The organism is Kitasatospora sp. NPDC094019 (assembly GCF_044764505.1).
Taxonomy (GTDB): domain Bacteria; phylum Actinomycetota; class Actinomycetes; order Streptomycetales; family Streptomycetaceae; genus Kitasatospora.
Window position 1 is genome coordinate 488540 of record NZ_JBIWIF010000004.1, and the last position, 26230, is coordinate 514769.

Annotated in this window: 14 protein-coding genes and 1 tRNA gene; 10 read left to right on the forward strand and 5 right to left on the reverse strand. The window is 69.9% G+C overall.

All coding sequences use genetic code 11. The features are described 5' to 3' along the window. Positions 1 to 121 precede the first annotated feature (121 nt). From topA to ACIQ9P_RS12315, 9 genes are all read left to right on the forward strand, one after another. Entirely contained in the window at positions 122 to 3007 is a 2886-nt protein-coding gene (gene topA / locus ACIQ9P_RS12275) for a type I DNA topoisomerase (protein ID WP_402353804.1), read from the forward strand. A 172-nt stretch (positions 3008 to 3179) separates the two neighbouring features. Then, positions 3180 to 6662 carry a dTMP kinase gene (gene tmk, locus ACIQ9P_RS12280; RefSeq protein ID WP_402353807.1) on the forward strand — a complete coding sequence of 1161 codons (3483 nt, stop codon included), beginning with the start codon at positions 3180 to 3182 and terminating at the stop codon, positions 6660 to 6662. Positions 6663 to 6881: 219 nt separating this feature from the next. Beyond that, a complete protein-coding gene (locus ACIQ9P_RS12285; RefSeq protein WP_402353932.1) occupies positions 6882 to 8093 on the forward strand; it encodes a DNA polymerase III subunit delta' in 1212 nt (403 codons plus the stop codon). A 313-nt stretch (positions 8094 to 8406) separates the two neighbouring features. Beyond that, positions 8407 to 9582, forward strand: coding sequence for a hypothetical protein (locus ACIQ9P_RS12290; protein WP_402353810.1), 1176 nt, complete (start codon positions 8407 to 8409; stop codon positions 9580 to 9582). Positions 9583 to 9670: 88 nt separating this feature from the next. Then, complete coding sequence (locus ACIQ9P_RS12295; RefSeq protein ID WP_402353813.1) at positions 9671 to 11395, forward strand: alpha/beta hydrolase; 1725 nt, start codon at positions 9671 to 9673, stop codon at positions 11393 to 11395. A gap of 90 nt (positions 11396 to 11485) precedes the next feature. After that, complete coding sequence (gene leuE, locus ACIQ9P_RS12300) at positions 11486 to 12142, forward strand: leucine efflux protein LeuE (RefSeq protein WP_402353816.1); 657 nt, start codon at positions 11486 to 11488, stop codon at positions 12140 to 12142. Between the two features lie 85 nt (positions 12143 to 12227). Continuing rightward, positions 12228 to 12301: transfer RNA gene (locus ACIQ9P_RS12305), tRNA-Thr, on the forward strand. A gap of 690 nt (positions 12302 to 12991) precedes the next feature. Beyond that, a complete protein-coding gene (locus ACIQ9P_RS12310; protein WP_402353819.1) occupies positions 12992 to 16324 on the forward strand; it encodes a hypothetical protein in 3333 nt (1110 codons plus the stop codon). A gap of 61 nt (positions 16325 to 16385) precedes the next feature. Beyond that, positions 16386 to 17147 (forward strand): hypothetical protein, encoded by a 762-nt coding sequence (locus ACIQ9P_RS12315; protein WP_402353822.1) that lies wholly within the window; start codon positions 16386 to 16388, stop codon positions 17145 to 17147. Between the two features lie 405 nt (positions 17148 to 17552). On the opposite strand, the gene ACIQ9P_RS12320 is transcribed toward ACIQ9P_RS12315, so the two are convergent. Further along, on the reverse strand, positions 17553 to 18302 hold the full coding sequence (locus ACIQ9P_RS12320; protein WP_402353824.1) for a hypothetical protein: 750 nt from the start codon (positions 18300 to 18302) through the stop codon (positions 17553 to 17555). Between the two features lie 12 nt (positions 18303 to 18314). Then, positions 18315 to 19199: a DNA-processing protein DprA gene (locus tag ACIQ9P_RS12325; protein WP_402353827.1), complete on the reverse strand. Its 885-nt coding sequence runs from the start codon at positions 19197 to 19199 to the stop codon at positions 18315 to 18317. Between the two features lie 682 nt (positions 19200 to 19881). Between ACIQ9P_RS12325 and ACIQ9P_RS12330 the strand changes: the two genes are divergently transcribed. Beyond that, positions 19882 to 20247 carry a DUF6907 domain-containing protein gene (locus tag ACIQ9P_RS12330; protein WP_402353830.1) on the forward strand — a complete coding sequence of 122 codons (366 nt, stop codon included), beginning with the start codon at positions 19882 to 19884 and terminating at the stop codon, positions 20245 to 20247. A gap of 649 nt (positions 20248 to 20896) precedes the next feature. Here the strand turns inward: ACIQ9P_RS12330 and ACIQ9P_RS12335 are convergent. Genes ACIQ9P_RS12335 through ACIQ9P_RS12345 form a run of 3 tightly spaced genes read right to left on the reverse strand, consistent with a single transcriptional unit; the run spans position 20897 to position 26192 of the window. Beyond that, positions 20897 to 22087, reverse strand: a complete 1191-nt coding sequence (locus ACIQ9P_RS12335; protein ID WP_402353833.1) for a restriction endonuclease subunit S — start codon at positions 22085 to 22087, stop codon at positions 20897 to 20899. Positions 22088 to 22098: 11 nt separating this feature from the next. Beyond that, positions 22099 to 23517 carry an N-6 DNA methylase gene (locus tag ACIQ9P_RS12340; protein ID WP_402353836.1) on the reverse strand — a complete coding sequence of 473 codons (1419 nt, stop codon included), beginning with the start codon at positions 23515 to 23517 and terminating at the stop codon, positions 22099 to 22101. Next, complete coding sequence (locus ACIQ9P_RS12345) at positions 23514 to 26192, reverse strand: DEAD/DEAH box helicase family protein (protein ID WP_402353839.1); 2679 nt, start codon at positions 26190 to 26192, stop codon at positions 23514 to 23516. Before ACIQ9P_RS12345 ends, ACIQ9P_RS12340 begins: the two co-directional genes overlap by 4 nt. Positions 26193 to 26230: the final 38 nt, after the last annotated feature.

Below are 26230 nucleotides of genomic sequence, written 5' to 3' on the forward strand. Positions count from 1 at the left end.
ACACTCCGCTGGTGGGGTCGTCGTACAGCGGCGCCCCGGGACGGTGGAGGGGTCGGGCGGAGCGCAGCCCGTGCTGCCGGCGCCGACCAGCTCACGTAACGACCGGGAGAGAAGAGCGAAGGTGTCCCCGAGCAGCGAGACCGCGCACGGACAGCGACTCGTCATTGTCGAGTCGCCGGCCAAGGCGAAGACGATCAAGGGCTACCTTGGCCCCGGCTACATCGTCGAGGCGAGCGTCGGGCACATCCGTGACCTCCCGAGCACGGCCGCCGAGGTCCCGGACAAGTACACCGGCGAGGTGCGCCGCCTCGGAGTGGACGTCGAGCACGACTTCGCCCCGATCTATGTGGTCAACGCGGACAAGAAGTCCCAGGTCAGCAAGCTGAAGTCGCTCCTCGCGGAGTCCGACGAACTCTTCCTCGCGACCGATGAGGACCGCGAGGGCGAGGCCATCGCGTGGCACCTCCAGCAGGTGCTCAAGCCCAAGGTGCCGGTGCACCGGATGGTGTTCCACGAGATCACCAAGGCCGCCATCCAGGAGGCCGTGGCCAACCCGCGCGAGCTGAACCAGCGGCTGGTCGACGCCCAGGAGACCCGCCGCATCCTCGACCGCCTGTACGGCTTCGAGGTCTCGCCGGTGCTCTGGAAGAAGGTCATGCCGAAGCTGTCGGCGGGCCGCGTGCAGTCCGTGGCGACCCGGCTGGTGGTCGAGCGCGAGCGGGAGCGGATCGCGTTCCGCTCGGCCTCGTACTGGGACCTGGTCGGCACCTTCGGCACCGGCCGCACCGCGGCCGACGCCGCCAGCCCGGAGAACTTCGGCGCCCGGCTGTCCTCCGTCGACGGCAAGCGGATCGCCAGCGGCCGCGACTTCGGTCAGGACGGCCGGCTCAAGGCGGGCAGCACCAACACCCTGCACCTGGACGAGCAGGCCGCCCGCGCGCTGGCCGCCGCCCTGGAGCAGACGGCGTTCTCGGTGCGCGGCGTCGAGTCCAAGCCGTACCGCCGCTCGCCGTACGCGCCGTTCCGCACCACCACGCTCCAGCAGGAGGCCAGCCGCAAGCTGGGCTTCGGTGCCAAGCGGACCATGCAGGTGGCCCAGAAGCTGTACGAGAACGGCTTCATCACCTACATGCGTACCGACTCCACCACGCTGTCGGAGACCGCGATCAACGCCGCCAGGGCGCAGGTCACCCAGCTGTACGGCGCCGACTACCTGCCGGACGCGCCCCGCACCTACGCCTCCAAGGTGAAGAACGCGCAGGAGGCGCACGAGGCCGTCCGCCCGTCCGGCGAGCGCTTCCGCACCCCGGCCGAGACCGGCCTGGCCGGCGACGACTTCCGGCTGTACGAGCTGATCTGGATGCGCACCGTCGCCTCCCAGATGAAGGACGCGGTCGGCCAGTCGGTCACCGTGAAGGTGGGCGGCCGTGCCGCCGACGCCCGGGACGTCGAGTTCTCCGCCTCCGGCAAGATCATCACCTTCCACGGCTTCCTGAAGGCGTACGTCGAGGGCGCCGACGACCCGAACGCCGAGCTGGACGACCGCGAGCGCCGGCTGCCGCAGGTCACCGAGGGTGACCCGCTGGCCGCCGAGCAGCTCACCCCCGAGGGCCACGCGACCAAGCCCCCGGCCCGCTACACCGAAGCCTCGCTGGTCAAGGAGCTGGAGGACCGGGAGATCGGCCGCCCCTCCACCTACGCCTCGATCATCGACACCATCATCGGCCGCCGGTACGTCTTCAAGAAGGGGACGGCGCTGGTGCCGTCGTTCCTCTCCTTCGCCGTGGTCAACCTGCTGGAGAAGCACTTCGGCCGACTGGTCGACTACGACTTCACCGCGAAGATGGAGGACGACCTCGACCGGATCGCCGCCGGTGAGGCGAAGTCCGTGCCGTGGCTGAAGCGCTTCTACTTCGGCGAGGGCGCCGGCGAGGGCCTGATCGCGGGCGGCGCCGCCGAGGCCGGCAACGGTGACGGCGACCACCTCGGCGGCCTGAAGGAACTGGTCACCGACCTCGGCGCGATCGACGCCCGGGAGATCAGTTCGTTCCGGATCAGCGACGACATCACGCTGCGGGTCGGCCGCTACGGCCCCTACGTGGAGCGCGCCTCCGAGGTCGAGGGCGAGCCCGGTCAGCGCGCCGACATCCCGGACGAGCTGCCGCCGGACGAGCTGACCGTCGAGCTCGCCGAGGAGCTGCTGGCCAAGCCCAGCGGCGACTTCGAGCTCGGTCCGGACCCGGTCTCCGGCAACATGCTGGTCGCCAAGGACGGCCGCTACGGCCCCTACGTGACCGAGATCCTGCCCGAGGGCACCCCCAAGACCGGCAAGAACGCCGTCAAGCCGCGGACGGCCTCGCTGTTCAAGACGATGTCGCCGGACACCGTCACCCTGGACGAGGCGCTGAAGCTGCTCTCGCTGCCGCGCGTGGTCGGCGTCGACCAGGAGGGCGTGGAGATCACCGCGCAGAACGGCCGCTACGGCCCGTACCTCAAGCGCGGCACCGACTCCCGCTCGCTGACCGACGAGGAGCAGTTGTTCACGGTCACGCTGGAGGAGGCGCTGGCGATCTACGCCCAGCCCAAGCAGCGCGGCCGGGCCGCCGCCGCGCCGCCGCTCAAGGAACTGGGCACCGACCCGGTGAGCGAGCGCCCGGTCGTGGTCAAGGACGGCCGGTTCGGCCCGTACGTGACCGACGGCGAGACAAACGCCACGCTCCGCAAGGACGACGAGGTCGAGACCATCACGCCCGAGCGCGGCTACGAGCTCCTCGCCGAGAAGCGGGCGCGCGGGCCGGTGAAGAAGACGGCGAAGAAGGCCCCGGCGAAGAAGGCGGCCGCCAAGAAGACGGCGACCAAGACCGCGGCCAAGAAGACCACCGCGTCGGCCACCGCGGCGAAGAAGACCACCACCGTGAAGAAGGCCGCCACCAAGACGGCGGCGGCCAAGAAGACCACCGCGAGCAAGGCCGCGGCGAGCAGCACCACCGCCACCGACGAGGGCTGACCCCCGGTCGGAGGCACCCGGGCCCGCGTCCGCTCCGGCGGCCGCGGGCCCGGCCCGTTTCACGGCCGGGGCGTGACGGGGGCGTACGCGCTCTGTCACAACCCGGTGGCGGCGCCCGCCCGGAGCCGTGCTCCCCTCTTTTGCGCCATGCCCCGACCGCTACGCTGACCGTATGACGAGCGAGGAGCAGCGCACCCCCAGCGCACCGGTGGCCGGACCGGGCGGCAGGCCCGACCTGCCGGAGGTCGCGCCCGCCGGGACCGCCGGCGAGCGGATCCGGGCGCTGCTGAGGCTGCGCCCTTACCGGCGCCTGTGGACCACCCAGCTGATCGGCGGCACCGCGGACCGGCTCGGCCTGCTGGTGCTGCTGATGCTCACGGTGATCGCCGCCGTGCTCGGCGGCCAGTTCGGTGACCTGCCGCGCGGCCTCGCCTTCGCGGTCGCCGCCGTCCTCGCCACCCGGTTGGCCGCCACCGGTCTGGTCGGCGCCGCCCTGCTCGGCCCGGTGCACGGGCTGCTCACCGGCAAGCTCGACCGGCGGTGGACGCTGTTCGGCGCCGACGCGCTGCGCGTCGTGCTGATCGGCCTCGCCCCGTGGTGGATCGTCTGGCTGGGCTCCGGCCCGAAGCCCTCCGGCGCCGCGACCTGGGTGCTGCTCGCCACCGTGTTCCTGACCGGTGCCGCCGAACGGGTCTGGGCGATCGCCAAGGCCGCGGCCGTCCCGGCCCTGCTGCCGCCCGTCGATCCCTACGCCCCGGCCGGCGAGCGGCGCCCGTCCGCCGCCAACCTGGCCACCGTCCGGACCCTCGACCACCGCACCGGGTGGGCGAGTCTGCCGCTCGCCGCCACCGCGCTGGTCGTGCTCACCCTGCTGAACAACGTCTTCGCGGCGCTGGGCTCGGACTGGCTGCGCGCCCACCAGAGCACCTTCGCCGCCCTGGGCGCGGCCGCCCTGTTCGCCGTCTCGGCCGCCCGGGTGTACGTCCAGGAGCTGCCGGGCGGTCCCGTCCGGGTGCCGCCGTCCTCGCCGCTGCGCGGGCTGCGCGCCCCGACCGACGCCACCCCCGGCCCCGCCCTGGCCAAGGGCCGCACCGGCGCCGCCCCGTACTTCACCTTCGCGGTCTCCGCCGGGTACGCGACCATGGCCGGTGTCGCCGCGCTCTCCCTGCTGACCGCCGCCGAGCACCGCGCCGGGCCGATCGGCTACGGCATGCTGGTGCTGGCCGCGACCGGCGTCCCCGCGCTGGGCGTCCGGATCACCCGGGCCGTGCTGCCCACGCTCTCCCGCCGCCGACTGCTCGCGCTGGCGCTGCTCACCGAGGGTGTCGCGCTGGTCCTGGCCGGGCTGGTGCTGGACTTCGTGCTCCTGCTGCTGCTCACCGTGCTGGCCGCGCTGGCCGCCGGCGTGGTGATCTCCGCCGGCCGCAGCCTGCTCGCCCTGGAGGTCGAGGAGGCCCGGCTGCCCAAGGTCACCGAGCACCTCTACGCGGTGCTGCGGATCGTGGTCGCCGCCGCGCTGGTCGGCCTGCCGCTGATCGCCGCCGCCTACGGCGACATCCAGTACGGCGCCGTCGAGCCCGGTTCGTTCACCTTCATCCACGGCGGCGCGGCCCTCGCCGTCGCCACCGCCGGACTGCTCACCCTCGTGCTGGCCGTCGTCGTCCTGCTGCGCACCGACGACCGGCGCGGCACCGTGCCGTTGGCCCGGGACCTGGTCGACTCGGTGCGCGGCGCCACCGGTCCGGCCCCGCACCGGGCGGGCACCGGCTTCTTCATCGCCCTGGAGGGCGGCGACGGCGCCGGCAAGTCCACCCAGGCCCAGGCGCTCGCCGAGTGGATCCGGGGCAAGGGCCACGAGGTCGTGCTCACCCGGGAGCCCGGCGGCAGCCCGATCGGGCAGCGGCTGCGCAGCCTCGTCCTGGACGTCGGCAACACCGGCCTCTCGCACCGCGCCGAGGCGCTGATCTACGCCGCCGACCGGGCCGAGCACGTCGAGAACGTGATCCGTCCGGCGCTGGCCCGCGGCGCGGTGGTCATCACCGACCGGTACATGGACTCCTCGATCGCCTACCAGGGCGCGGGCCGCGATCTGGCCGCCACCGAGGTGGCCAGGATCTCCCGCTGGGCGACCGGCGGGCTGATGCCCGACCTGACCGTCGTCCTGGACGTCGACCCGACCCGGGCCCGGGAGCGGTTCACCGAGGCGCTGGACCGGCTGGAGTCCGAGCCGACCGAGTTCCACCAGCGGGTGCGCTCCGGCTTCCTGGCGCTCGCCGCCGCCGACCCGGCGCGCTACCTGGTCGTCGACGGCAGCCAGGCCCCCGGCCTCGTCACCACCTCCATCCGCCACCGGCTCGACCGCGAGCTGCCGCTCTCCGAGCAGGAGAAGGCCGCTCGCGCCGAACAGGAGCGCAAGGCCGCCGAGGAGGCCCGGCGCCGGGCCGAGGAGGAGGCCCGCAAGCGCGCCGAGGAGGAGGCCGCCGAGCGCAAGCGCCAGGAGGTGCTGGCGCAGCTGCGGGCCGAGCAGGCGGAGAAGGAGCGGCTGGCCGAGGAGGAGGCCGAGCGGGTCGCCGCCGAGGCCGCGCGCAAGGCCGCCGAGGAGGCGCGCCTCCGGGCGGAGGCGGAGGCCCGCAAGCGGGCCGAGGAGGAGGCGAAGCGACGGGCCGAGGAAGAGGCGCGCCGGGCCGTCGAGGAGGCCGAGCGCAAGCGGCTCGCCGAGGAGGCGGCCGCCCGGGCGGAGCTCCAGCGTCAGCGCGAGCTGGCCCGGGAGGAGCAGCGGCGCCGCGCCGAGGAGGCGCTGCAGCGGGCCGAGGAGGCCCGGCTGGCGCAGGCCGCCGCGCTGGCGGCTGCCGCCGCGGCGGCAGCCGAGGCGGCGGAGCGTGCGGAGCGCGCGGGCCGGGGCGGGCACGTCCCGGGCGCCGGTGCGGCGGGCCCGGACGACGCGGTGACCACCGAGCTGCGGGTCGTGAAGGACACCGGGCCGTCGGAGCGGCGGGACGGCGGTGACGCGACCAGGGAGCTCCCGGTGCTGGGCGGGGGTGCCGACGGACGGTCCGCCGACGCGGCGGACGCCGCCGAGACGTCGGTGCTGCCGCGGGTTCCGGCGGACGAGACGGCGGTGCTGCCGCGGATCCCGGCCGACGACGCCGAGCGGACGTCGGTGCTGCCGCGGGTTCCGGCGGACGAGACGGCGGTGCTGCCGCGGATCCCGGCGGACGGAACCGCGGTGCCGCCGCGGATCGAGCCCGGCCGCCCCGGGGACCGGGCGCCGTCGGACCAGCTGCCGCCGGGCCTCTGGCGGGACGCCCGACCGGCCGGTGGATCCCGTCCGGCGCCCGCGGACCGTCCGGTGGAGAGCACCCGCGAGCTGCCGGTGGTCGACCCGCAGCAGCCGCCCGCCGCCGACCCGAGGCCCCGGCCGGAGTGGGCGGAGGAGACCCCGCTCGACGATCTGCCGAGTCTCACCGACACCCTGCTCGGCACCCACGAGGAGTGGGCGCACTGGGGCCAGGGAGGTCAGTCCGGCCCGTCGGGGCAGCCGGGGCAGTTCGGTCCGGCCGGTCCGGGGAGCGGCGGCGGTACCGGTGACGGGCGGCGTGACAGCGGCCAGGACGACGGCAAGGGCAAGGGACGGCGCTGGGGCCGTCGGAGCTGACGGGCCGGAGCTCACGGGCCGGAGCGGTAGGCCCGGTAGCGGTCGGCCGGATGCCGGTGGGCCGGGTCCGGACGCGCCGGGCGACGTCGTACCGGGCACGTATGCTCGACGGCGGGAAGCGGGAGCCGAAGGCCGGACGGGTCCGTCCGGCGGCCTCCGGTTCCCGCCGTCGCCGGTGTGGGCGGGGGCGGCAGGTCCGTACCGAGCGTGGGAGCAGCAGTGGCCGTCTGGGACGACCTGGTGGGCCAGGAGCGGGTGGTCGAGCAGCTGACCGGCGCCGCCCGCGCGGCCGGGGCGATCGTCGGCGTCGGGCGGGGCGCCGAGCCGGTATCCGGCGCGAACGCCTCGCAGATGACCCACGCCTGGCTGTTCACCGGACCTCCCGGGGCCGGCCAGACCACCGCCGCGCGGGCCTTCGCCGCCGCGCTCCAGTGCACCAGTCCCGACCTCGCGCTCGGCGGCACTCCCGGCTGCGGCTTCTGCGACGGCTGCCACACCGTTCTCGCGGGCAGCCACGCCGACGTGAAGTACGTCCGCACCGACGGTCTGTCCATCGGCGTCGGCGACATGCGCGACCTGGTGCTGCGCGCCTCCAGCTACCCCACCGGCGGCCGCTGGTCGGTGATCCTGGTCGACGCCGCCCACCGGCTCACCGAGGCCGCCGCCAACGCGCTGCTCAAGGGCGTGGAGGAGCCCTCCCCGCGCACCGTCTGGCTGCTCTGCGCCCCCTCCGTGCAGGACGTGCTGCCGACCATCCGCTCCCGCTGCCGGCTGCTGGTGCTGCGCACCCCGGCCGCCGAGGCGGTCGCCGACATGCTGGTGCGGCGCGACGGCGTCGATCCGCAGACCGCCCGGCTGGCCGCGCTGGCCGGGCAGGGCGACATCGAGCGTTCGCGCCGGCTGGCCGTCGACGACCAGGCCCGGTCGCGGCGCGCCGAGGTGCTCCGGATCCCGCTGGAGGTCGCGGACATCGGCGGCTGCCTCGCCGCCGCCCAGCGCCTGGTCGACACCGCCAAGGCCGACGCCGAGGCGCTCGCCGACACCCAGGACAGCAAGGAGACCGACGACCTCAGGGCCGTGTACGGGGCCGCCGAGGGCGGCAAGGCACCGCGCGGCATGGCCGGCGCGGTCAAGGAACTGGAGAAGCGGCAGAAGAGCCGGGCCACCCGGACCCGCCGCGAGACCCTCGGCGTCGCCCTGCTGGACCTGCTCGGCTTCTACCGGGACGTGCTGGCGCTCCAGCTCGGCTCGGCCGGCACGCTCGCCAACGAGGACCAGCGGCAGGCGCTGGACCGGGTCGCCCAGGCCGGTCCGCCGGAGTCGACCCTGCGCCGGATCGAGGCGATCCTCGCCTGCCGGGTGGCGCTGGACCGCAACGTCGATCCGCTGCTGGCCGTCGAGGCGATGACGGTGGCCCTGCGCGCGGGCTGACCGCCGCGCGCCGCCCGGGGGCCGGTGCGGCTGCTCGCGTCGGGGTCGGTACGGCTCTGCTCGCGTCGGGACCGTGCGGCTTCGCGCGCCGGGACCGGTACGGCTCTGCTCGCGTCGGGTTCGGTACGGCTTCCCGCCCCAGCGCGCGTCCCACCTTCGAGTGAACGAGCGATACGCGCCGGGCACACCGTCGTACGACGTCCCGCTCGACCTGCACGCTGGGGCCGACTGCGCCCCGACGCCGGGGCCGTCGCGTCCCGTACGGTGCCGGGCCCGACCGCCCGTCCGGCCCTCTTCCGAGGTGGTGCGTCCCATGGTCCGTTCGCTTCTGCTCGTTCCCCTGCTCGCCGCCGCCGGGGGAGGGGTCTGGTTGGCCCGCGGCGCCCTGGTGCGATGGCGGGACCTGCGGGTCGCCGAGACGTACGAACTCAGCGGGGACCAGTGGCCGATGCTGGTGCGGGCGGCCGGGGCGATGCTCTGCGGGATCTGCGTGACCGTGCTGACGCTGCTGACGGCGCTGGGCGCGTTCGGGACCCTCGACGGCGGGTCCGACGGGCGGACCGGTTCGGCCGCCGAACGGTTCGAGGGGACGGGGGCCGACAGCGGGTTCGGTGGCGGGGGCGCCGGGCCGGGCGGGGGCCGTCCCGCCGCGCCGCCGGTCGAGGCCGTCGACGCGGTGGCCCCCACCACCCCCGCGAGCGCGCCGACGCCCGCCCCGCTGCCGGTGGTCAGCCGGTTCGACAGCGTCGGCCACCCGGGCGGCGGCGAACTGCTCCAGTCCGCCGTCCCCGGCCCCGACGGCCACCCGCGCAACGTCCGGGTCTGGCTGCCCGCCCAGTACGCGAAGGACCCGAACGCCCGCTTCCCGGTCGTGGTGATGCACGCCGCCACCCCCCGGAAGACCGCGGACACCGAGGTCCCGGACGTCTTCGACGGCCTCGCCTCCGCCGTGCAGAGCGCCAAGTCCAAGCCGTTCATCCTGGTCGCCCCCGAGGCGCCGAACGGCACCGCGCACCCCTGCGAACTGCTCGCCGCCGCCCCGATGGCCGTCGCCGACGACGCCGCGCTGCGCACCACCATCGCGGCCACCTTCCGCACCCTGCCGCCCGGACCGGCCGCCTGGGGCACGCTCGGCGTCGGGGACGGCGCGCCCTGCGCGGCCGCGGCCGGCCTCGCCCGCCCCGACCTGTACGGCGCGGCGGCCGCCGTCTCCGGCCGCTACGACCCCGCCGCGCTCGCCCGGACCGGCGCCGAGGCGCCCGCGACCGGGACCCCGAAGCTGCTGCTCGCCGCCGGGAAGGCCGACACCGCCGGGTTGGACGCCGCCCGGAAGCTCCAGTCGGCCCTGCACGGCGGCACCGGCGCCGCCGCCCGGGCCGAGGTGCGGATCTCCGACAACGCGACCGACTACTCGGCGGACCGGGTCCGGCTGCGGCTGGTCCGGCAGGCGGCCCAGTACCTCGGCGAGACGCTCGGCAAGGCGTCCTGAGCGGCTCCGGCGCGAGCACTACGCTTTTTCCGGTACCCCGGGCGGTGGCGCGACCACGACCGGGCGTGGACGGCTGAGGGGATCCCAGATGCGGGCCGACGTGCGGCAGGACGTGTCATCGCGGGCGCGGGGGCGGCGTACGGGAGTGGTGGCGGCGGTCGCGCTGGCGGTCGCGGCCGGTCTGGTGGCGGGCGGCTGCTCGGCCGGTGGCGCGGGGACGCCCGACGCCGCGCCTTCCCCCGCTTCGGCCTCCTCCTCTTCCTCCTCCTCCGGCACCGCCCCGTCGGGCGCCGCCCCCGCGGACCTGGCCGGGGCACCCGGCGGTGCCTCCTCCGTCACCCCGCTGGAGCCGTTGCCGGCCGCCGTGCCGTCCGAACTCGCCCCCTACTACGCGCAGCGGCTCGACTGGACACCCTGCGACGACGGCTACGAGTGCACCACCTTCCGGGCGCCGCTCGACTACGACCGCCCCGCCGCCGGCGACCTCACCCTGGCCGCCGTCCGCGCCCCCGCCGTACCGGCCGGGACCGGCGGCACCGCCACCCCCGGCACCGCCGCCCCCGGCCAGCGGCTCGGCTCGCTGCTGCTCAACCCGGGCGGCCCCGGCGGCTCGGCGATCGAGTACGTCGAGGGCGTGGCCCGCACCTACGACCCCGGGGTCCGCGCCCACTACGACCTGGTCGGCCTCGACCCCCGCGGGGTCGGCCGCAGTTCCCCCGTCACCTGCCTCGGCGGGGAGCGGATGGACGCCTACACCGCCGTCGACATCACCCCCGACGACCCGGCCGAGGTCGACGCCCTGGTCGCCGCCGCCAAGGAGTTCGCCGAGGGCTGCCGACAGCGGTCCGGCGACCGGCTCGGCCACCTGAGCACCGTCGAGGCCGCCCGCGACCTGGACGTGCTGCGCGCGCTGCTCGGCGACGAACGGCTCCACTACGTCGGCAAGTCCTACGGCACCTTCCTGGGCGCCACCTACGCCGGCCTCTTCCCCGGCCGCACCGGCCGGATGGTGCTGGACGGCGCGATGGATCCCTCGCTCGACTCCCTCACCGGCAACCGCACCCAGGCGGGCGGCTTCGAGACCGCCTGGGCGGCCTTCGCCCGGGACTGCGCGAAACGCGAGGACTGCCCGCTCGGCCGGACCGAGCAGCAGGCCGGCGAGCGGCTCGCCGCCCTCTTCGCCGCCGTCGACGCCCACCCGCTGACCACCACCGACGGCGACCGCCGGCTCAGCGAGGCACAGGCGACCACCGGCGTCATCCAGGCCATGTACGCGGACTTCCTCTGGCCCCGGCTGCGCACCGCGCTGGCCGCCGCCGCGGCGGGCGACGGCACCGGCCTGCTCGGGCTCTCCGACGACTACTACGGGCGGGAGGCGGACGGCTCCTACCCCAACCTGATGTTCGCCAACATGGCCGTGAACTGCCTCGACCTGCCCGCGCCGTTCGCCGGTCCGGACGACGCCGCCCGCGCGGTGCCGGACTTCGAGCGGACCTCGCCGAGGTTCGGCCGCGACATGGCCTGGATGGCACTGACCTGCACCTACTGGCCGGTCCGGCCGACCGGCACACCGCACACCGTCCGGGCCGCCGGAGCCGCCCCGATCGTGGTCGTCGGCACCACCCGGGACCCGGCCACCCCGTACGCGTGGGCGCGGGCGCTGGCCGGACAACTGGAGTCCGGACGGCTGCTGACCCTCGACGGCGACGGCCACACCGCGTACGGCCGGCACGACACCTGCCTCGACGGCGCGGTCAACCGCTTCCTGCTGGGCGGCGAGCCGCCGGAGAACGGCACCACCTGCGGGCGGTGAGGGAGGGAGCGGGAAGCGACCGGGGAGCATCCGGGGGAGCGCCCGTTACGATGGGCGCCCCTCCCCTCCTCGCCCCACCCGGAGCCCACTGTGCTCGGAGTCAACGACCTGACGACCTACGTCCTCGGCGCCCTCGTCATCGTCCTCCTCCCCGGCCCCAACTCCCTCTACGTGCTCTCGGTCGCCGCCCGCAAGGGCGTCCGCACCGGCTACCGGGCCGCAGCCGGCGTCTTCGTCGGCGACTTCACCCTCATCAGCCTGACCTCGCTCGGCGCCGCCTCCCTGCTGAAGGCCAACCCGGCCGTCTTCGCCGTGGTGAAGTTCGGCGGCGCCGCCTACCTGCTCTGGATAGGCGTCGGCATGCTGCGCGCCGCCCGCGGCCTCTGGCGCGAGCACCGGGCCCCCGACGGGACCGCCGACGGCGCCACCGAGGCCCCGGAGTCCACCGAGCGACCGTTCCGCCGCGCCCTGGTGATCAGCCTGCTGAACCCCAAGGCGATCCTCTTCCTGCTCTCCTTCTTCACCCAGTTCGTCGACCCCTCCTACGGCAGCCCGGTGCTCTCCTTCACCCTCCTCGGCGGCATCCTCCAGGGCTTCAGCGTGCTCTACCTCTCCGTCCTGATCTTCACGGGCACCTCGCTGGCCTCCGCCTTCCGCCGCCGCAAGCGCCTCTCCGCCACTCTCACCGGCAGCGTCGCCGCCCTCTTCGCCGGCTTCGCCGCCAAGCTCGCGGTCTCCTCCGCCTGATCCCCCACCCCCCACCCCACCGCGTTACGGATCACCCGCGAACCTGTGTAGACTGGCCCGCGTTGCCGGGACATGCGGCAACGGTGCCGCCTTAGCTCAGTTGGCCAGAGCAACGCACTCGTAATGCGTAGGTCATGGGTTCGAATCCCATAGGCGGCTCAAGGTATAGCCCAACTCCCGCCTCTGATGCGGGAGTTGGGCTTTTTGTGACCATGGGATCCTATCCGTTTTGTCCGCTGGACCAATGCAACCAAGATCCGTCGGTTCTTGGTTGCTTTAGGTGACGGAGACGGTGGCGACTGCCTCGGCTCCTTGGCTTTGACCTGCGGCTTCTTGTCTTTAGTGGGCGGCAATGCGTTATTGCTCTGCGTGATGGCGTTCTTGGACGTGCCCGTAACTTGCCCGTGCGGGCAGTGATCATGGGATCGATCCGGTGCCGGGTCTGTCCATTGGCGAAAAGGTCCGGACAGTCTCGCGCGTGGCGATGAAGATCATCCTGCACTCGCAGTTCGCGGTGACTGTGGAGATCTACGCCCAGGCCCCTTCGGGCAGACGCGCAACGCGCTCAAGAAGCTCGGCGCCCTCGGCAGCAGCTCAACCCATTCCCACCTGCTGTGGCCGAGGACGACCCGCTTGACCCGACGACTGGTGAAAATCCCCCAGGAGGCGGACCCGTTGCCGTAGCCGCCGAGGCGCCCTGCGGGCGGTTACTGTCAGGGCGCCTTTAAGAAAACGATCTCGCTCTTCTCAGATGGCCTGGCGTAGGTCGTGGACGAGTCCGAAGACCAACCCGGCGTGACGCCCGCCGAACGCCGTCGCGGCCCGGTGTGTGACGCTAGCCTCATCCTCATGGAGTCCGCGATCGCAACCGTTGTACAACGACTTGTTGAGGGGCCTGCCTTCCTCCTCCTAGGTCAGGCCTTCAACGATTCCGGTGTCCCGATTCCGCAGCCAATGCTGCTCGGCCCGGACGGCGCTACGGCCTACGCCGTATATGACCAGTCGACAGGGGTGCAGCCTGTGCCCGATTGGTTGCCGGACACCGCGGACTACCCGTGGAACGGGGTGTTCACCTCCCGCGTGGACTCCGGACTGCTCGAGGTCTTCCGGAGGGACTGGCGCCGCGTGGTGCCGACCGCGCAGGCACAGGTCGGAAGGCATCCTCGGTCGGCGACGGAGCTACATCTGCGATATCTCTTCGGTGGATTGGGGCTGCCGGAGGACGAGCGGCCCCCGGTTGGGCCCGTTGCCACTGCCGAGGCGCGCGCCCGCGCAGCCGAGGTGTTGACCGCCCTGGCAGATGCGATCATCACACCGCGGGGCATTCTGGTCATCGACGGGTACACAACCAACGACTGGCTGCGGCCAGAGGACCTGTTCACCTTTGTGACCCGGCTCCAGGCGTGTCAGGCTCACCTCTTCTCCGCCACCGACGACCTGCTCGCCGACCCGTACCTCCACGCCGCGCAGGAGCGTGGCGTGCTGGTGGCGCACCGCGAGCCGTTTGCTAATTTGCTGGCCGAGCTCGAGGAGACGGGGCGGCTGCAGCGGTCAGCGGCCGGGCGCGGGGCCCAAGGCGGGCGGTTTATTCCGGTGGGCGACACCTTTGCCGAGATCGACGTCGACACCCGGAACCGAGTGATCGGTGCGGCCCGGCCGGTCGACACCGACCTACTCGAGCCGTTTGCCTCTGCCTCGTCCGCGATCCGGTACGAGCGATTCCGGCACTTCCTCGGCACAGGCGAAGGGCAGCCCCAGTGGAAGGCCGTGGCCAGCGGCTACAACCTACAGCGAGACTTCGAGGCCGGTCTGCTGCAGCGAGTGCAGTTGGCGCTAGAGGAGCTGGGCCTGCCTGAGCCGATCATCGTCGCTGGACAGACGGCGACTGGCAAGACCATCGCCCTGACCGCGCTGGCGCTCGAGGTGGCGCGATCCGGTCGCGCGGCCGTGTTGCACCGCTCGGTGCGAGGCGAACGGCCGACCCTGGCCGACATCGAGGCCTTCGCGTCGTGGGCCGATCGGAGCCACAATCTGCCGACCCTGCTGGTGTGGGACGGCATGGTCGACAGCGACGAGTACTACCTGCTCCAGCGGCAGCTGGGCTCGCGCGGACAGAGAGTGGTCATAGTCGGCAGCAGCTATTTGCCGCCTATGTCCGCGCGTAAGCGCAAAAGCATCATCACAGTCGAGCCGGTGCTCAGCGCTGCCGAGGGCAGGCGGCTAGCACCATGTCTGTCCTCGTTCGGTGTGTCGGTCCCGAAGAACCAGATCGACAGGCTCGACTCCTCGTTCCTTGCGCTGCTCTACCTGCTGCTCCCGGAGACGGAGTGGAGTTTGCGGCACGGCCTGGTCACCGAGGTACGGGCGGCCGAAATTGGGCTCGAGCGGCTCTCACGGGCTGCGGCCAGGAACAGCGAGGCACGGCTCACAGCTGTCGCACGCGCGCTGCAGGACGCGGGCGTGAGTATCAGCGTATTGCGGCCTGCCGAGCGCCCGAACGCGGAGCTGATCAACCTCTCGTTCGACGAGCGCAGCGCGGCCGAGCAGATCACCTCCATGATCCTGGTCGCCGGCCGTCGCGGGCTGCGCATCCCGCTTGAGCTCGCGCTTCGGGTGCTGGGCCGCGAAGGCGCTGATCGGCTGGTCGACCTCGTGAAGAACTTCGACATCTTCCGCTGGACCGAGGACGACAGCGGCGGCCAGTTCCTCGGCACCCGCACCCCGCTGGAAGCCGAGCTGCTTGCCCGGGAGGACCTGAACCTGCCCACCGAAGTCGAAGTCGCAACCCAGCTGATCACCAATATCCGACCGGAGCTGAACCGGTGGGGCGGCGGCGAGGTCCAGTTCATCGCGGACCTGCTGGATCGGATTGGCCCGCAGTCCGACGACCGCCGCTTCACGCCGCACTATCTCGAGCTGGCCGAGGCTTTCCGCGAATTGCGGCTGACCCGGGACTACGCGCACCCCCGCCTAGCGTTGCTGGAGGCCAACCTCACCCGCGAGTACGTCAAGTGGGCGCAGCGGAACGAGGCTATCCCGCGCAAGGAGCGTCTCCAGTTGGTGCGGGATGTCCAGCGGATGCTGGAAGCCACGCTGGAGGACTCCGACCCCTCACCGCACTCTCGGCTAAACCTGCTCGTGGAGTTGGCCAGTGCCGAAGGGGCACAGATCTACGAGCTGTCGGCATCGCCGGACGAGGCGACATCCCCCCAGATCCTCACGCTCATGCGAGACGTGACCCGGGTGGCGCTGCAGGCCCGCGCCGTGGATCCGGAGAATGTGTACCCGGTCGACGTCATCGCCTGGGCCACCAGAGATGCGGTCCAGTCCGGCACGCTGACGCCAGACGATCGGCTCGACCTGCTGGCCAGCGCCCAGTCCTCGCTCGATTCCCTTGACCTCGGCGCGCTGAGCCCGAAGCAGGCGGCCAAATATGACGACCGGCATGTGGAGCTGGCCAAACTTCTGAACGATCCAGTCATGGAGGCCAAGCACCTGATCGCGTTGACTGAGAACGGCGACCCAGCCGCGTACTACTTTCTCGCGCTTCACGCGGCAAAGGTTGGCAAGGACGGGCCGCAGGTGGCCGTCGAGACGCTGCGGCGCGCACCGAGCGAGGTCCGCTCCGACTGGCGCTGCTCGCGGCTGCTGCTGGACCTGTTCTGGGAGTCGAAGGCCGGCCGGCGGTTCCTGCACGGCGAACGCGAGGTAGTGGCATTCAGCGACGAGACCTGGAGCGAGTGCCTGGCCATCGTGGATGCGATTCCAGAAACAGTTGGATACGACCGGTATCGGCGCGACTTCCTGCGTGGGTTGGCACTGTTCCACCTTAAGCAGTACCAGGCATCGAAGGAGGCGTTCGTCAGGCTTGACCGCGAGTCGCGGGACGTTGCCTCGCGCATCATCTCTAAATACCTCGCTTCGCAATCGGATGGCACCGCCCAGGTCTTCACCGGCCGGGTCCTGTCGGCTACACCGGACGGACGCCGCGGTACGGCTTGGGTCTATGAGCTGCACACCGAGGTGCCGTTCATCCCTCTGCGCTTTTCGATCTCCGATTACCGTAAGAAGAACGAGAGTCTGCCCTCGTTCCACATCGCCTTCAACATGCGCGGCGCGCTCGCAGACCCGATCACTGGCCGCCCGGGCCGCGTACTGCGGCGGTCCGCTGATGCACGCTGAATGTGAAGAGTTCCGCACCCGCTGCACCACTCTGGCTCAACACCGCCAGATCTCGGTCGGCATGGCACTGGACCTTTCGCTCCTTGGGGCGTGGCCTGACAATGTGCAGGACGAAGCAGGCTTCAAAGAACTGGTCTCGATGGCATACAAGCTGTGGTGGGAGACCTGGAAACTCGATGTGCGCTTCCTGATCAGCTACAGGCCACAGGGCGGTGCCCGTGACTTCAATGATCTGATCAACCTATTGCGCACCTCGTACCAGCATGTCGGCGCTGACAAGCAGGACAAGCAGGCCAAGCGCTGGGTCAAGACGGTATGCGGTGGCCGCGATCCGGCGACATCGGACGACTGGATGGCGTGCGGCAGCGCGCTGATGAAGACGTTCAACACCGCGATCGACATACTATGCCAGATCATCACGCAGAATCGGAACAACGAATTCCGAGTCGCTTGGCAGACTAAGGTGGCTGTGAGTGAAGAGGCCGTCGTTGTGCGGGTGGCGGCCGACCTCGGAATGCAGCTGAATGATGGGCTGCGGGGAATTCACGTCAGCCAAGTGAAGCGGAGGTGGGCAGGCTACAGGCTGCGAAAAGGAGAAGTCGCCGACGACATTCTGGCCGCGTTCGCCGAGGAGAGCCTCATCTCCCGAACCGGGAAGCTGCCTCGCAGCTACTACGACGTGTTGAGCGAACTCAAGGTACTCGGTACGCCCGAGGCGGTCCCCACGCTCCGCCTGGCGCATGCCGTGGCGGAACTCACTCGTGCAGTCGGCGAGTCCTACATGAAGCGGCTCAACGAAGTGTGGGCGTTGCTGCGCGGTTGATCCGAACAGGCGCCTGTCGCGGTTCCCACCCGTGCGGCTGGTGGCCTGAATACCGACTCGCTGCCGAGGCTCACGCGTCGCGGGAGCGAAGCCGGAACAGCGGCCTGAATTGGTGTCGGCGGCGGCTGAACTCTTTTTACGAAGCAACGACACTGTGCATGTCGATTGCCCCGACGAATTCCTCGACCGAGCAAGCGCGGTCGTCAGGATGATTAGAGGGTTGTTGCGCTGACTCTGGATCACGGAAAATCTCAATGCAGATGATGCAGCTGATTATTGTTCCGAGGCAGCTCAGATGGTGACCTCGGTTCAGCAGCGGTCGCGGCCGATGTAGGTGTGGAAGCGCTCAAGCCAGCGGCACCCGGTGCGGGGCTTGGTCCGGAGTCCGGCGTTGATACCAGGCGTTCAGGTGTGCCTCGACGACTGGAGGGCGCACGCCTCCCAGGAGAATCGGCGGAGTCGCGCCTGCTGGACGAGGGTCGCGGTGTCGCCGTAGCTGATGTTCAGGTGCCGGCCGAGGACGACTGCGGCAACGGTGCTCGCGCCGGCGGCTTTCAGGGCCGCGGAGGCGGACTGGAGGTGGCCGCCGGTCGTCCAGGTGTCGTCGATGAGCAGGACGTGTTCGCCACTGAGGGGTGAAGAGACATACCGCGCGGGCGATGCGGCTCTGCCGAGGCCCTGGGCCCCGGGAGTGGGCGTAAGTAGGTCGCGGTGGCGATCGCGGGTCGTGCCGACGGTCTGGGCCACCATCGTGTGCAGGGGATGGTCGACGCGCCCGCTGGTGCTGGGCACGGTGGTGACGACGTCGAAGCCGGGGATTGAGCACCTGTCTGCGATGCAGGCTTCGTGCAGGGCCAGGAAGCGCCACAGAACGGCCGCCAGGCCCATGCGGAAGTGCTCCTGTTGCGGGCCGGAGGTGTTCTTGTAGCGCCAGAGCTCGTTGGCGTACTGCTCTCCCTTGAGGGCCAGGCTCACGGGCACGACCGCGTCCGCCACTCCGGAACGGAGGATCATTCGGGCCTGGTGGCACTGCCAGCAAATCGGGTAAGGAGCGTTCGCCGGGCCGTGGCAGACCTCGCAGATACCCGGTCCAGGTAGCGCCGGGTGGATAAGGAAGTTGGCATAGCGGGCGGACAGTTCGCCGACAGTGGCCATGCGTGTCTGCCGTCAGGCCCAGGTCAGCTCGCCCACAGCGGGGACGAGCGAGTCGAGTTCCCGGAAGACGTCGTCGGAGCCGTCGACGACGGTGGTGTTCGGCCTCGCTGCATACTCGCGCGCCCACTCGTGGACCAGGAGGGAACGCATCAGGAACACCCTGCGCCCATGCTCCAGCGCGAGCCTGGCCTGCATACGGGCACCACTGCGATAGGCGGCCTCCACGACGACGGTGGCCAGGCTGTAGCCGCTCATCACGGCGTTCCTCATCGGAAACGATGCCTTCGAAGGTGGTGCATCCGGCCAGAACTGGGAGATCACCAGCCCGCGCTTACCGATTTCCTGCTGCAGGGGGGCGTTCGGCGCCGGATAGGAGCGGCGCAGACCGGTGCCGATAACGGCCACGGTTCGGCCGCCCACGGCGAGCGCGGAGCTGTGGGCAGCTGTGTCGATTCCTGCGGCTAGTCCGCTGACGACGGTGACGCCGCGCCTGGCGAGCCCGCCAGCGATGGCGCGGGCGTGGGCCACGCCTTCGGGGGAAGGGTGCCGGGTGCCGACGACCGCGACCCGGAGGTCTTCTTCCACTGGGGTGCCCCGCAGGAAGAGGAACGGTGGACGCTGGTGGACCAGCCGCAGATAGAGGGGGTATTCCTCGTCCAGGACCGTGACGAACCGCATGCCCTCGCGCTCCCAGCCGGCGATCTCCTCCGTGATGGCGTCCAGGTCGTCAGCGGGCCGGGTGTCGAACAGAGCGCCCTGCCCCGACGCGTCCAATGCGGCAGTCAGGACCTCGTACGCGCTGCCGACGGTTTCGACCTGGTCGGTCAGCTCAGGCCACGAACGGTCTCCCCGCCGCAGGAGAGCGACGAGGGCGGCGCGCTCCACCTTCGGGTTCATGGAGACCAGTATAGAAACCAGCACTGTCAGCGGAGCGGGAACGGCGGGGTGACTTACCTCGCGCCGACCGCGAACTCCACGGGCAGATTCCGGTGACTTCTTGGTCTGGCGGACGGCCTACGCTGCCGTCGCAGCCGAGGGAAACGCTGCTCCCAGCGGGCCCGGGCAGGTGCGGGGATGATCAGGTGCGGCCACAGCCGCTGCAGGGTGGCGCCGTCGAGATGGTCCTGGAAGTCCGCTGCGGACTGTGCTTCGCGGACCACGCGTTCGTACATGACGCGAGGTCTGCGTCGTTGAGGTCGTAGGCGTAGTCCGGGCCCCAGTCGAGGTGGCGCGGCAGCCGGATGGGGCGGTGGACCGGTCCTGTCAGTTCCGCCAGGGTGTTTGGGACGGCGTAGGGCTTGGTCTCGGCGTACCTGCTCACGTGACCAGGATTGCCCTATCTGGGCTTGGGGATGCAGGGACTGCGGCGGGCGGGCGAGCCGGGATGCCCGGCTGTTGGAGCAAGCTGCTTTCGAACCCGGCCGCAACCTCTTCGGCCCCGCCTCACTCCAACGAGTGAGGCGCGCGGCCGACGCGGCGGCGGAGGCCCGGGTGGGCGATGCAGAGTAGCGGTGGACGGTGTGGCCCTGCAGCTGCCGCTGTGAGGCTGGCCCAAGCGGAGCCTTGAGGAGGTCCCTCGATGGAGAGCACATCAGGCATACCGGCGGATGCTGGTACCGGGTCGGCCTGCCCGGAGTGGTGCGATGTCGGGCATCGGGAGCCGTCCGATTGGCACTACGGTTCCGCCCTGCTGTTGACCGCACCGGGTGGTGATGGACAGCCCGCGCCGTTGCTACTCAAGGTCGCGCTCATGGGCGAAGCCGACCCGGAGACGCCTCGGCCGTTCCTGCCGTCCGTCGACGTGGAGGGCATGGAGGAGCAGGCGCTGGACGCGGCAGGGCTGGAAGCGCTGATAGCGAGGTTCGAGCAGTACGTGACAGAGCTGAGAGAGTTCCAGCGTCGCTACGGCGCGATCACGCGTGCCGCCCAGCCCCGCGCGGCGTGACTGATGGGGGAGCCCATCGAACACTCTGAGTAACAGGCTCTGCGCCACCGGAGCAGGACGGAGCAGGGAGAGGTTACGGGATTCCTCCGGAGCAACTTGCCCGGAACTTGCCCGGGAGTATCCATAGCCACTTGGGACCAGCCGACCCGTATGGGACGAGCCGTCACGCACAGATGTGCCCTGACCAGGCAAAACTGGGACGCGGGCACGCCGATTAGGACGGGTCGGCGGATGATCAAGTGTGCTCGTAATGCGTAGGTCGCGGGTTCGAATCCCGCAGGCGGCTCTGTAGAAGCCCCAGGACTCACTCGCCGTGACCTGGGGCTTTTGCCTTCTCCGTGGCCGTCGGCACGGCCGCGGGCGGGCTGCCCGCGCGTTCCCGTAGGCGGGGTGGGCCGCCTGGGCGGAGTTGACGTAGGGCTGCACGGCCACGGGGACTTGTTGACGGTGTTGAACGTGGCAGGGGCGGTGGTGATGGCGTCCGCCCGGGGCGCCACAGGCCGGCGCCTGCATTTCTGCTGGCAGCCCGCTCGTCATCGACGATCGGATGATCGTCGTCGTGGTCGGATCCGGGCGGCTGGGGGCTGTCACCATGACGTCCCCAGCCGCTGAGGATTCCTGCTTCTTCTTCCGGAGGACGGGAACAGGATCAGCCTTGAAATGCCTTTGCCGCGGCTGCTTGTGACGTCTGCCCCAAGGTGCGGAGCGCGCGATCCAGCTGGTCCGTGATGAGAGCTGTGCTTTTCAGGCCCTCGTTGACGCGTCGGACGATCTCCTGCTGCTCCGGTACCGGCGGCAGCAAGAGCTCGGCATCCATGAGTGATCTCTGGTTCAGCTTCCGGCGTCCTGTGGAGCCCGAGGTCAGGGGGATGAAGTCGTAGAAGGACAGGAGGATATTGAGCGCCTCAGGTGAAATCTCGTCCGTGGCGCGGAGCACATGGGCATGGTTATTGACCCAGGAAGGGCCGGAGATCAGGTAGGAAAACGGCTTGGTCCGACCGGTGAACGTTTCGTCCTCCACGACCAGGACGAGGGTCTCGTCGAACAGCGGCTCATCGATCCAGCCGACCTGTCCATTTGCGCCGTAGTACGGGACGGGCCCGGGACGCTTTGCGCGCTCGACGTTGTTCACCGGTTTCCGGAGGCGATCCAGGCATTCGGTGATTTCTCTTACGCGAACGGTCTTCCAGCCGAAGGGGATCTCGGTGTCGGGCCCGTCCGTGTTCGCACGCCGCCAATCCTCCGTGAGGCGACCCGTGCACGCAGAGGCGTGCAGAGAACGGTTCACGCTGCTGATGATGCGCTTCGCGGTCGCCAGGTGTTCGGCGGCGGCCCGGGTGCGGTCGCTGATCGATCTCAGGTGGTCGACAATTTCACGCTGCTCATCGAGGGACGGGAGGGGGATCTCGGTGTCGCGCAGAAAGCCCGCGGGGACACGTGCCTGGCCGACGGACCCGGTCATGTGGGCCTCGGCTTCAACCCGATAGGATTTCTGGCGAACGAAGTTCCAGAGGTACTGGGCGTCGACCTCGGGGCCGGGGCGGAGTACGTGGAACTCGGTCGACCCGAACCCGTGACCGCCGGGGAGTTCCGGAACGGTGGCGGACTTGCCGTTCTCCATGCACGGCGTGATCTTCGCGAAGAGAACGTCCCCGGGTGAAAAGGTCCGGTAGCTCTTCGCCCGCAGTTCGCCCAGCGGACGCTCTTCCACGACGGAGATTTCGCCCGACGATTCGTCGACGGCGGCCATCGGAACGAAACCGACAACGTCGTCGTCGGTCAGCTCCTTGTACTTGGGCTTTGGTGGATTCACCTGTGCCACGTCGCCGATCGTGGTCATTCGCCACCTGGTCACGAGTCGGCTCCCTCGTCGCCGAAGAGCTTCTGCAGCGTGGTCATCTGGACGACTGCCAGCCGGAGCTCGGTCAACGCGTCAGCGATCAGATCTCCCGGCTCCGGAGTGTCCTCCAGCTCGTCGGCCTCTTCGTCGCGAAGCCATTTGAAGCTATCGATCTTGTACCCTCGCTCCTTGACCTCGTCGATTCCGAACGCGCGCCAGCGGCCTGTCGGGGAACTCGTTCCAGTGCGCGGCGACTGCCCGTTGGGATCCGAGCCGAAGCAGTCCTCGAACTCGGTGAAGTGGGAATCCGTGAGGGGGCGGGACCGCTTGGTAATGGCAGGGACGTTGGCGCGGGCGTCGTAGATCCAGACCCGGTCTGTCGGGCGGCCCTTCGTGAAGAAGATGACGTTTGTCTTGGTCCCCGGGGTGTAGGGGTTGAATGTTCCTCTCGGGCAGCGCAGCACTGTGTGCACATCTGCGTCTTCCATGAGAATCTTGAAAACTTCGCCGGCCTTGTCGGCAAAAAGGACGTTGTCGGGGACGACGACCGCGGCACGACCCCCGGGCTTCAGGACGGTGAGGACGTGCTGCAAGAAGTTGAGCTGCTTGTTCGAGGTTTCGACGGTGAAGTCGTCCCGGACGGGGATATTGCTGGCACCCCTGTTGCCGAACGGCGGGTTGGTCAGCACCACATCGAAGCGCTGGTCGCCGGGTGCTTCGTAGATGGAATCGCCCAGTGCGATGTGCGGCTCGACCTGGTGGAGAAACAGGTTCATGAGAGCCAGGCGTCGGGGGCGCGCGACCAGCTCCTGGCCGTAGTAGGTCGCTTTCTTCACGCGCGTGGCCGTGGAACGGTCCAGCGCGCCTCCGGTCCGATCCTTCAGCCACTCGTAGGCCGCGACAAGGAAGCCGCCCGTTCCACAGGCCGGATCGCTGATCGCCATGTGCACATGGGCCCGTGGATCCGGCTGCATGAGCCGCACCATCGAACGGATGAGCGGGCGCGGCGTGAAGTACTGCCCCGCGCCCTTCTTGCCCTCGGCCGCGGACTTCTCCAGGAGTCCTTCGAATGCTGCCGCCTTGACGTCGACTTCGAGACTGGTCCACTCGGTTTCGTCGATCACCTTGATCAGCCGGGCGAGCGAAGCCGGATTTGCAAGCCTGTTCTGCGAACCGGAGAAAATGTCACCGAGGATCCCGGGCTGCTTTCCCAATTTTCGCAGAGCGCTCTCGTACGTGTCGAGGAGTGCGATGCCGGACTTGCTGCGGATATGTGGCCAGTCCGTTTCGTCGGGCAGCTGCCGCCCCTGCTCGTCAGCCATTTTCAGGAACAGGAGGTAAGTCAGCTGCTCGATGTAGTCGCCGTAGTCGACACCGTCGTGGCGAAGCGTGGAGGCATAGCCCCAGAGTTTTCCTACGACGTCGGTCATACGGCAGCAAGTCCCTCGTTCAATTGTTCAATCAATTCGGGCAGATGGTCGTCGAAGACGCGGTTGGCCCGCCCCCAGCCCCCGCGGGCGGACAGGATCGGGATGAGATCGAAGTCCTCACGGTCGATCGACAGGTTCTCGACCAAGTGCTGCTCAATGTAGTCCATCCACCGCTGCTGATCCGTGGTGAGCCGGAGGCCATTCGCCACCTCGGCCACAGCCGACCGGACCCGCTCCTGGGCGGTCAGCAGCGGTGCGTCGTCGAGAACGGCGTGCTTGACCATCGAGATGATATCAACGAGCGCCTTGCCGTAGGTGGCACGAAAGGCTCGCTCCAGGTTGGCCTCGGTGAAGTGCTCGGGCGTACGGCTGAGCACATTGCGCAGCTCGGTCAGAACTCGGGGGTTCCAGCTGCTCGGCCTCTTGAGCAGCACTGAGACAGCCTCAAGAGTCTCACTCTCCCTGCGCACGTAGTCACTGAACGCCACCAGGTAGTCGGCCGGTCGGTACTCTTTTCCGGTGATGCCACGGATGAGCCATTCCGAGCTGACGTCGTCCATGGCGCTACCGGCCACCAGGAATGTCTTTCCGCCCCGAGGATAATTTTCGAGGAGGTCTTGGAAGGCCGGATCGCGGAGGATCTTCATCGTGCTGACGAACGATGTCCGAAGGAGAGTCGAGAGCTTGGACGCCCAGTCACTGATGTCGCCGTCCGGGATGAAGGCCGAGAACGCTTCGTACGCTTCACCGCTCATCGACTTGGCGATACGCTGGAGCCGCTTGACCAGGCGGCGGACGTTGTAGTCGCGGTCCTTGTTCTCCCAGATCTCCGCGATGATCCGGGGAGTGGACTTGTTGTCGCTCTCGGCCGGCTCGGCCGTGATCCCGGTGGTGTTCCTGAAATATTCCATCAGGCTGCCGTCGAAGCAGTCGAACACGACGAAGTGGTCCTTGCCCGGCGCTTGGGCACCGCCTTGCCGTGTTCCGCGACCGAGCATCTGCTCGAAGAGGATGCGGGACTTCACCGGGCGCAGGAACACCAGGTACTCCAGGTCGGGGATGTCCACACCGGTGGTCAGCAGGTCGACCGTGACAGCGATCTTCGGCTTCGGTCGGTTGCGGAACTCGCGGATTCGCTGCAGCGGACGGTCGACCCGCCCGGTGATTTTGACGGCGAAGTCCTCGCCGCGGTCGAAGATCTCCTGCGCCAAGCCGACCAGTTGGTCGGCATGCGAGATGTGGGGGAGGTCGTTGAACGCGAAGATCAAAGTCTTGGGGAAGCGGCCGTGTGCCTCCTCGAACTCCTCGGCATATTGCTTGAGTTCGTTGAGGATCTTTCGATTGGAATCAGGTGCCGTGACTTTGCGCTCGATCTCGCTGGCATCGAAGGACCGTTCGTCCTCAAGCAGGTCGAGCTGCTTGGTGCCCGTCTCCGGGTCGATCTGGTCGACCTGCTCGCCTTCACGGAGGAAGATGCCGTTGATACGGATGTCCGAGCGTATCCTGACGACGTTGTAGTCGACGAGATGCCCTTCCCGCACCGCGCGCTCGTACTCGTAGCGGTAGACCATGTTCTCGAAGTAGGCCACGGTGTGCGCGGCCGGCGTGGCCGTCAGGCCGACCTTGATGGCGTCGAAGTGGTCGAGCGTGTCCCGCCAGACGGCGCGTTCCTTCGCCGAGTAGCCGCGGTGGCACTCGTCCGCGACGATCAGGTCGAACGTGTGGATCGGGATGTCGAGCTGATCAACATCGGCGTCGACCTCGCCGTCGTCGGTCCTGAGTGCTCGCTCACCACCGAAGAGGTTCATGGACATCCGCTGAATGGTGGTGACGTAGACGAAGGCGTCGCCCAGCTTGGGCTCTGTCAGCAGGGAGGAGGGCATGACGTTGGCGTCGAACACCGTGTCCTCCCCGAAGTCCTCACGCTTGAAGGCTTGGGAGTAGAGCGGATAGATCTTGTCGAACTTCAGGCCCGGCTCGGGCTCGAAGGAAGCGAACTCGCGCACGGTCTGTGCCGCGAGCGCTCGCCGATCGACCAGGAAGAGCACCCGGCGGGCCACGCCGGACTTCATCAGGCGGTAGATCTCGTTGACAGTCGTCAACGTCTTGCCGGTGCCAGTGGCCATCGCGACGAGCAGCTTCCGCTTGCCCTCGGTGATCGCCCGCTCGATGGCCTCGTTCGCCTCCACCTGGTAGGGCCGGAGCCGCTGGTTGAAGGACATGGCGCCGAGTGCCGCCAGTTCCGCGTCGGTGTCCCGGGCGAGGAACTCGGTGAGGGCCGCCGGTGTGTGGAAGGCGGAGATCTGTCGCGAGCGGTTGTGCTGGCGGCGCACGTCATGGAAGTGGATCTGTTCGCCGTTGGTGGAGTACAGGAAGGGGACACCGAACTCTCCTCGGATGAGCGGCCCGCCGGCCACCCCTCGCGAGTAGCGCTCTGCCTGGGACAGCACACCGCGAGGCCCCACGGTGACCTTCTTGGCTTCGACAATGCCGCGAACCGCCCCTCCGTCGGTCAGGGCGTAGTCGGCAGGGCCAGCGGCAGTGGGCCACTCCTCGACCGCGGAAGCCGGCGGAGGGCTGCTCGTGAACGACGGCCGACAAGGAGCCACGGTCCAGCCGGCAGCTCGCAGCTTCGGGTCGATCCGACGCTTGCGCGTCGCAGCCTCACGCTCCATTGCAGCCTCCACAGCTCAGCAGCCCGGTCCGCACGGTG

Bases quoted from the DNA above. Each gene is read 5' to 3' on its own strand.
- ACIQ9P_RS12310 (WP_402353819.1), top strand. From the start codon at position 12,992: ATGGAGTCCGCGATCGCAACCGTTGTACAACGACTTGTTGAGGGGCCT.
- ACIQ9P_RS12345 (WP_402353839.1), bottom strand. From the start codon at position 26,192: ATGGAGCGTGAGGCTGCGACGCGCAAGCGTCGGATCGACCCGAAGCTG.
- ACIQ9P_RS12290 (WP_402353810.1), top strand. From the start codon at position 8,407: ATGGTCCGTTCGCTTCTGCTCGTTCCCCTGCTCGCCGCCGCCGGGGGA.
- ACIQ9P_RS12320 (WP_402353824.1), bottom strand. From the start codon at position 18,302: ATGGCCACTGTCGGCGAACTGTCCGCCCGCTATGCCAACTTCCTTATC.
- ACIQ9P_RS12335 (WP_402353833.1), bottom strand. From the start codon at position 22,087: ATGACCACGATCGGCGACGTGGCACAGGTGAATCCACCAAAGCCCAAG.
- tmk (WP_402353807.1), top strand. From the start codon at position 3,180: ATGACGAGCGAGGAGCAGCGCACCCCCAGCGCACCGGTGGCCGGACCG.
- ACIQ9P_RS12315 (WP_402353822.1), top strand. From the start codon at position 16,386: ATGGCACTGGACCTTTCGCTCCTTGGGGCGTGGCCTGACAATGTGCAG.
- ACIQ9P_RS12330 (WP_402353830.1), top strand. From the start codon at position 19,882: ATGGAGAGCACATCAGGCATACCGGCGGATGCTGGTACCGGGTCGGCC.
- ACIQ9P_RS12340 (WP_402353836.1), bottom strand. From the start codon at position 23,517: ATGACCGACGTCGTAGGAAAACTCTGGGGCTATGCCTCCACGCTTCGC.
- ACIQ9P_RS12325 (WP_402353827.1), bottom strand. From the start codon at position 19,199: ATGAACCCGAAGGTGGAGCGCGCCGCCCTCGTCGCTCTCCTGCGGCGG.
- ACIQ9P_RS12295 (WP_402353813.1), top strand. From the start codon at position 9,671: ATGCGGGCCGACGTGCGGCAGGACGTGTCATCGCGGGCGCGGGGGCGG.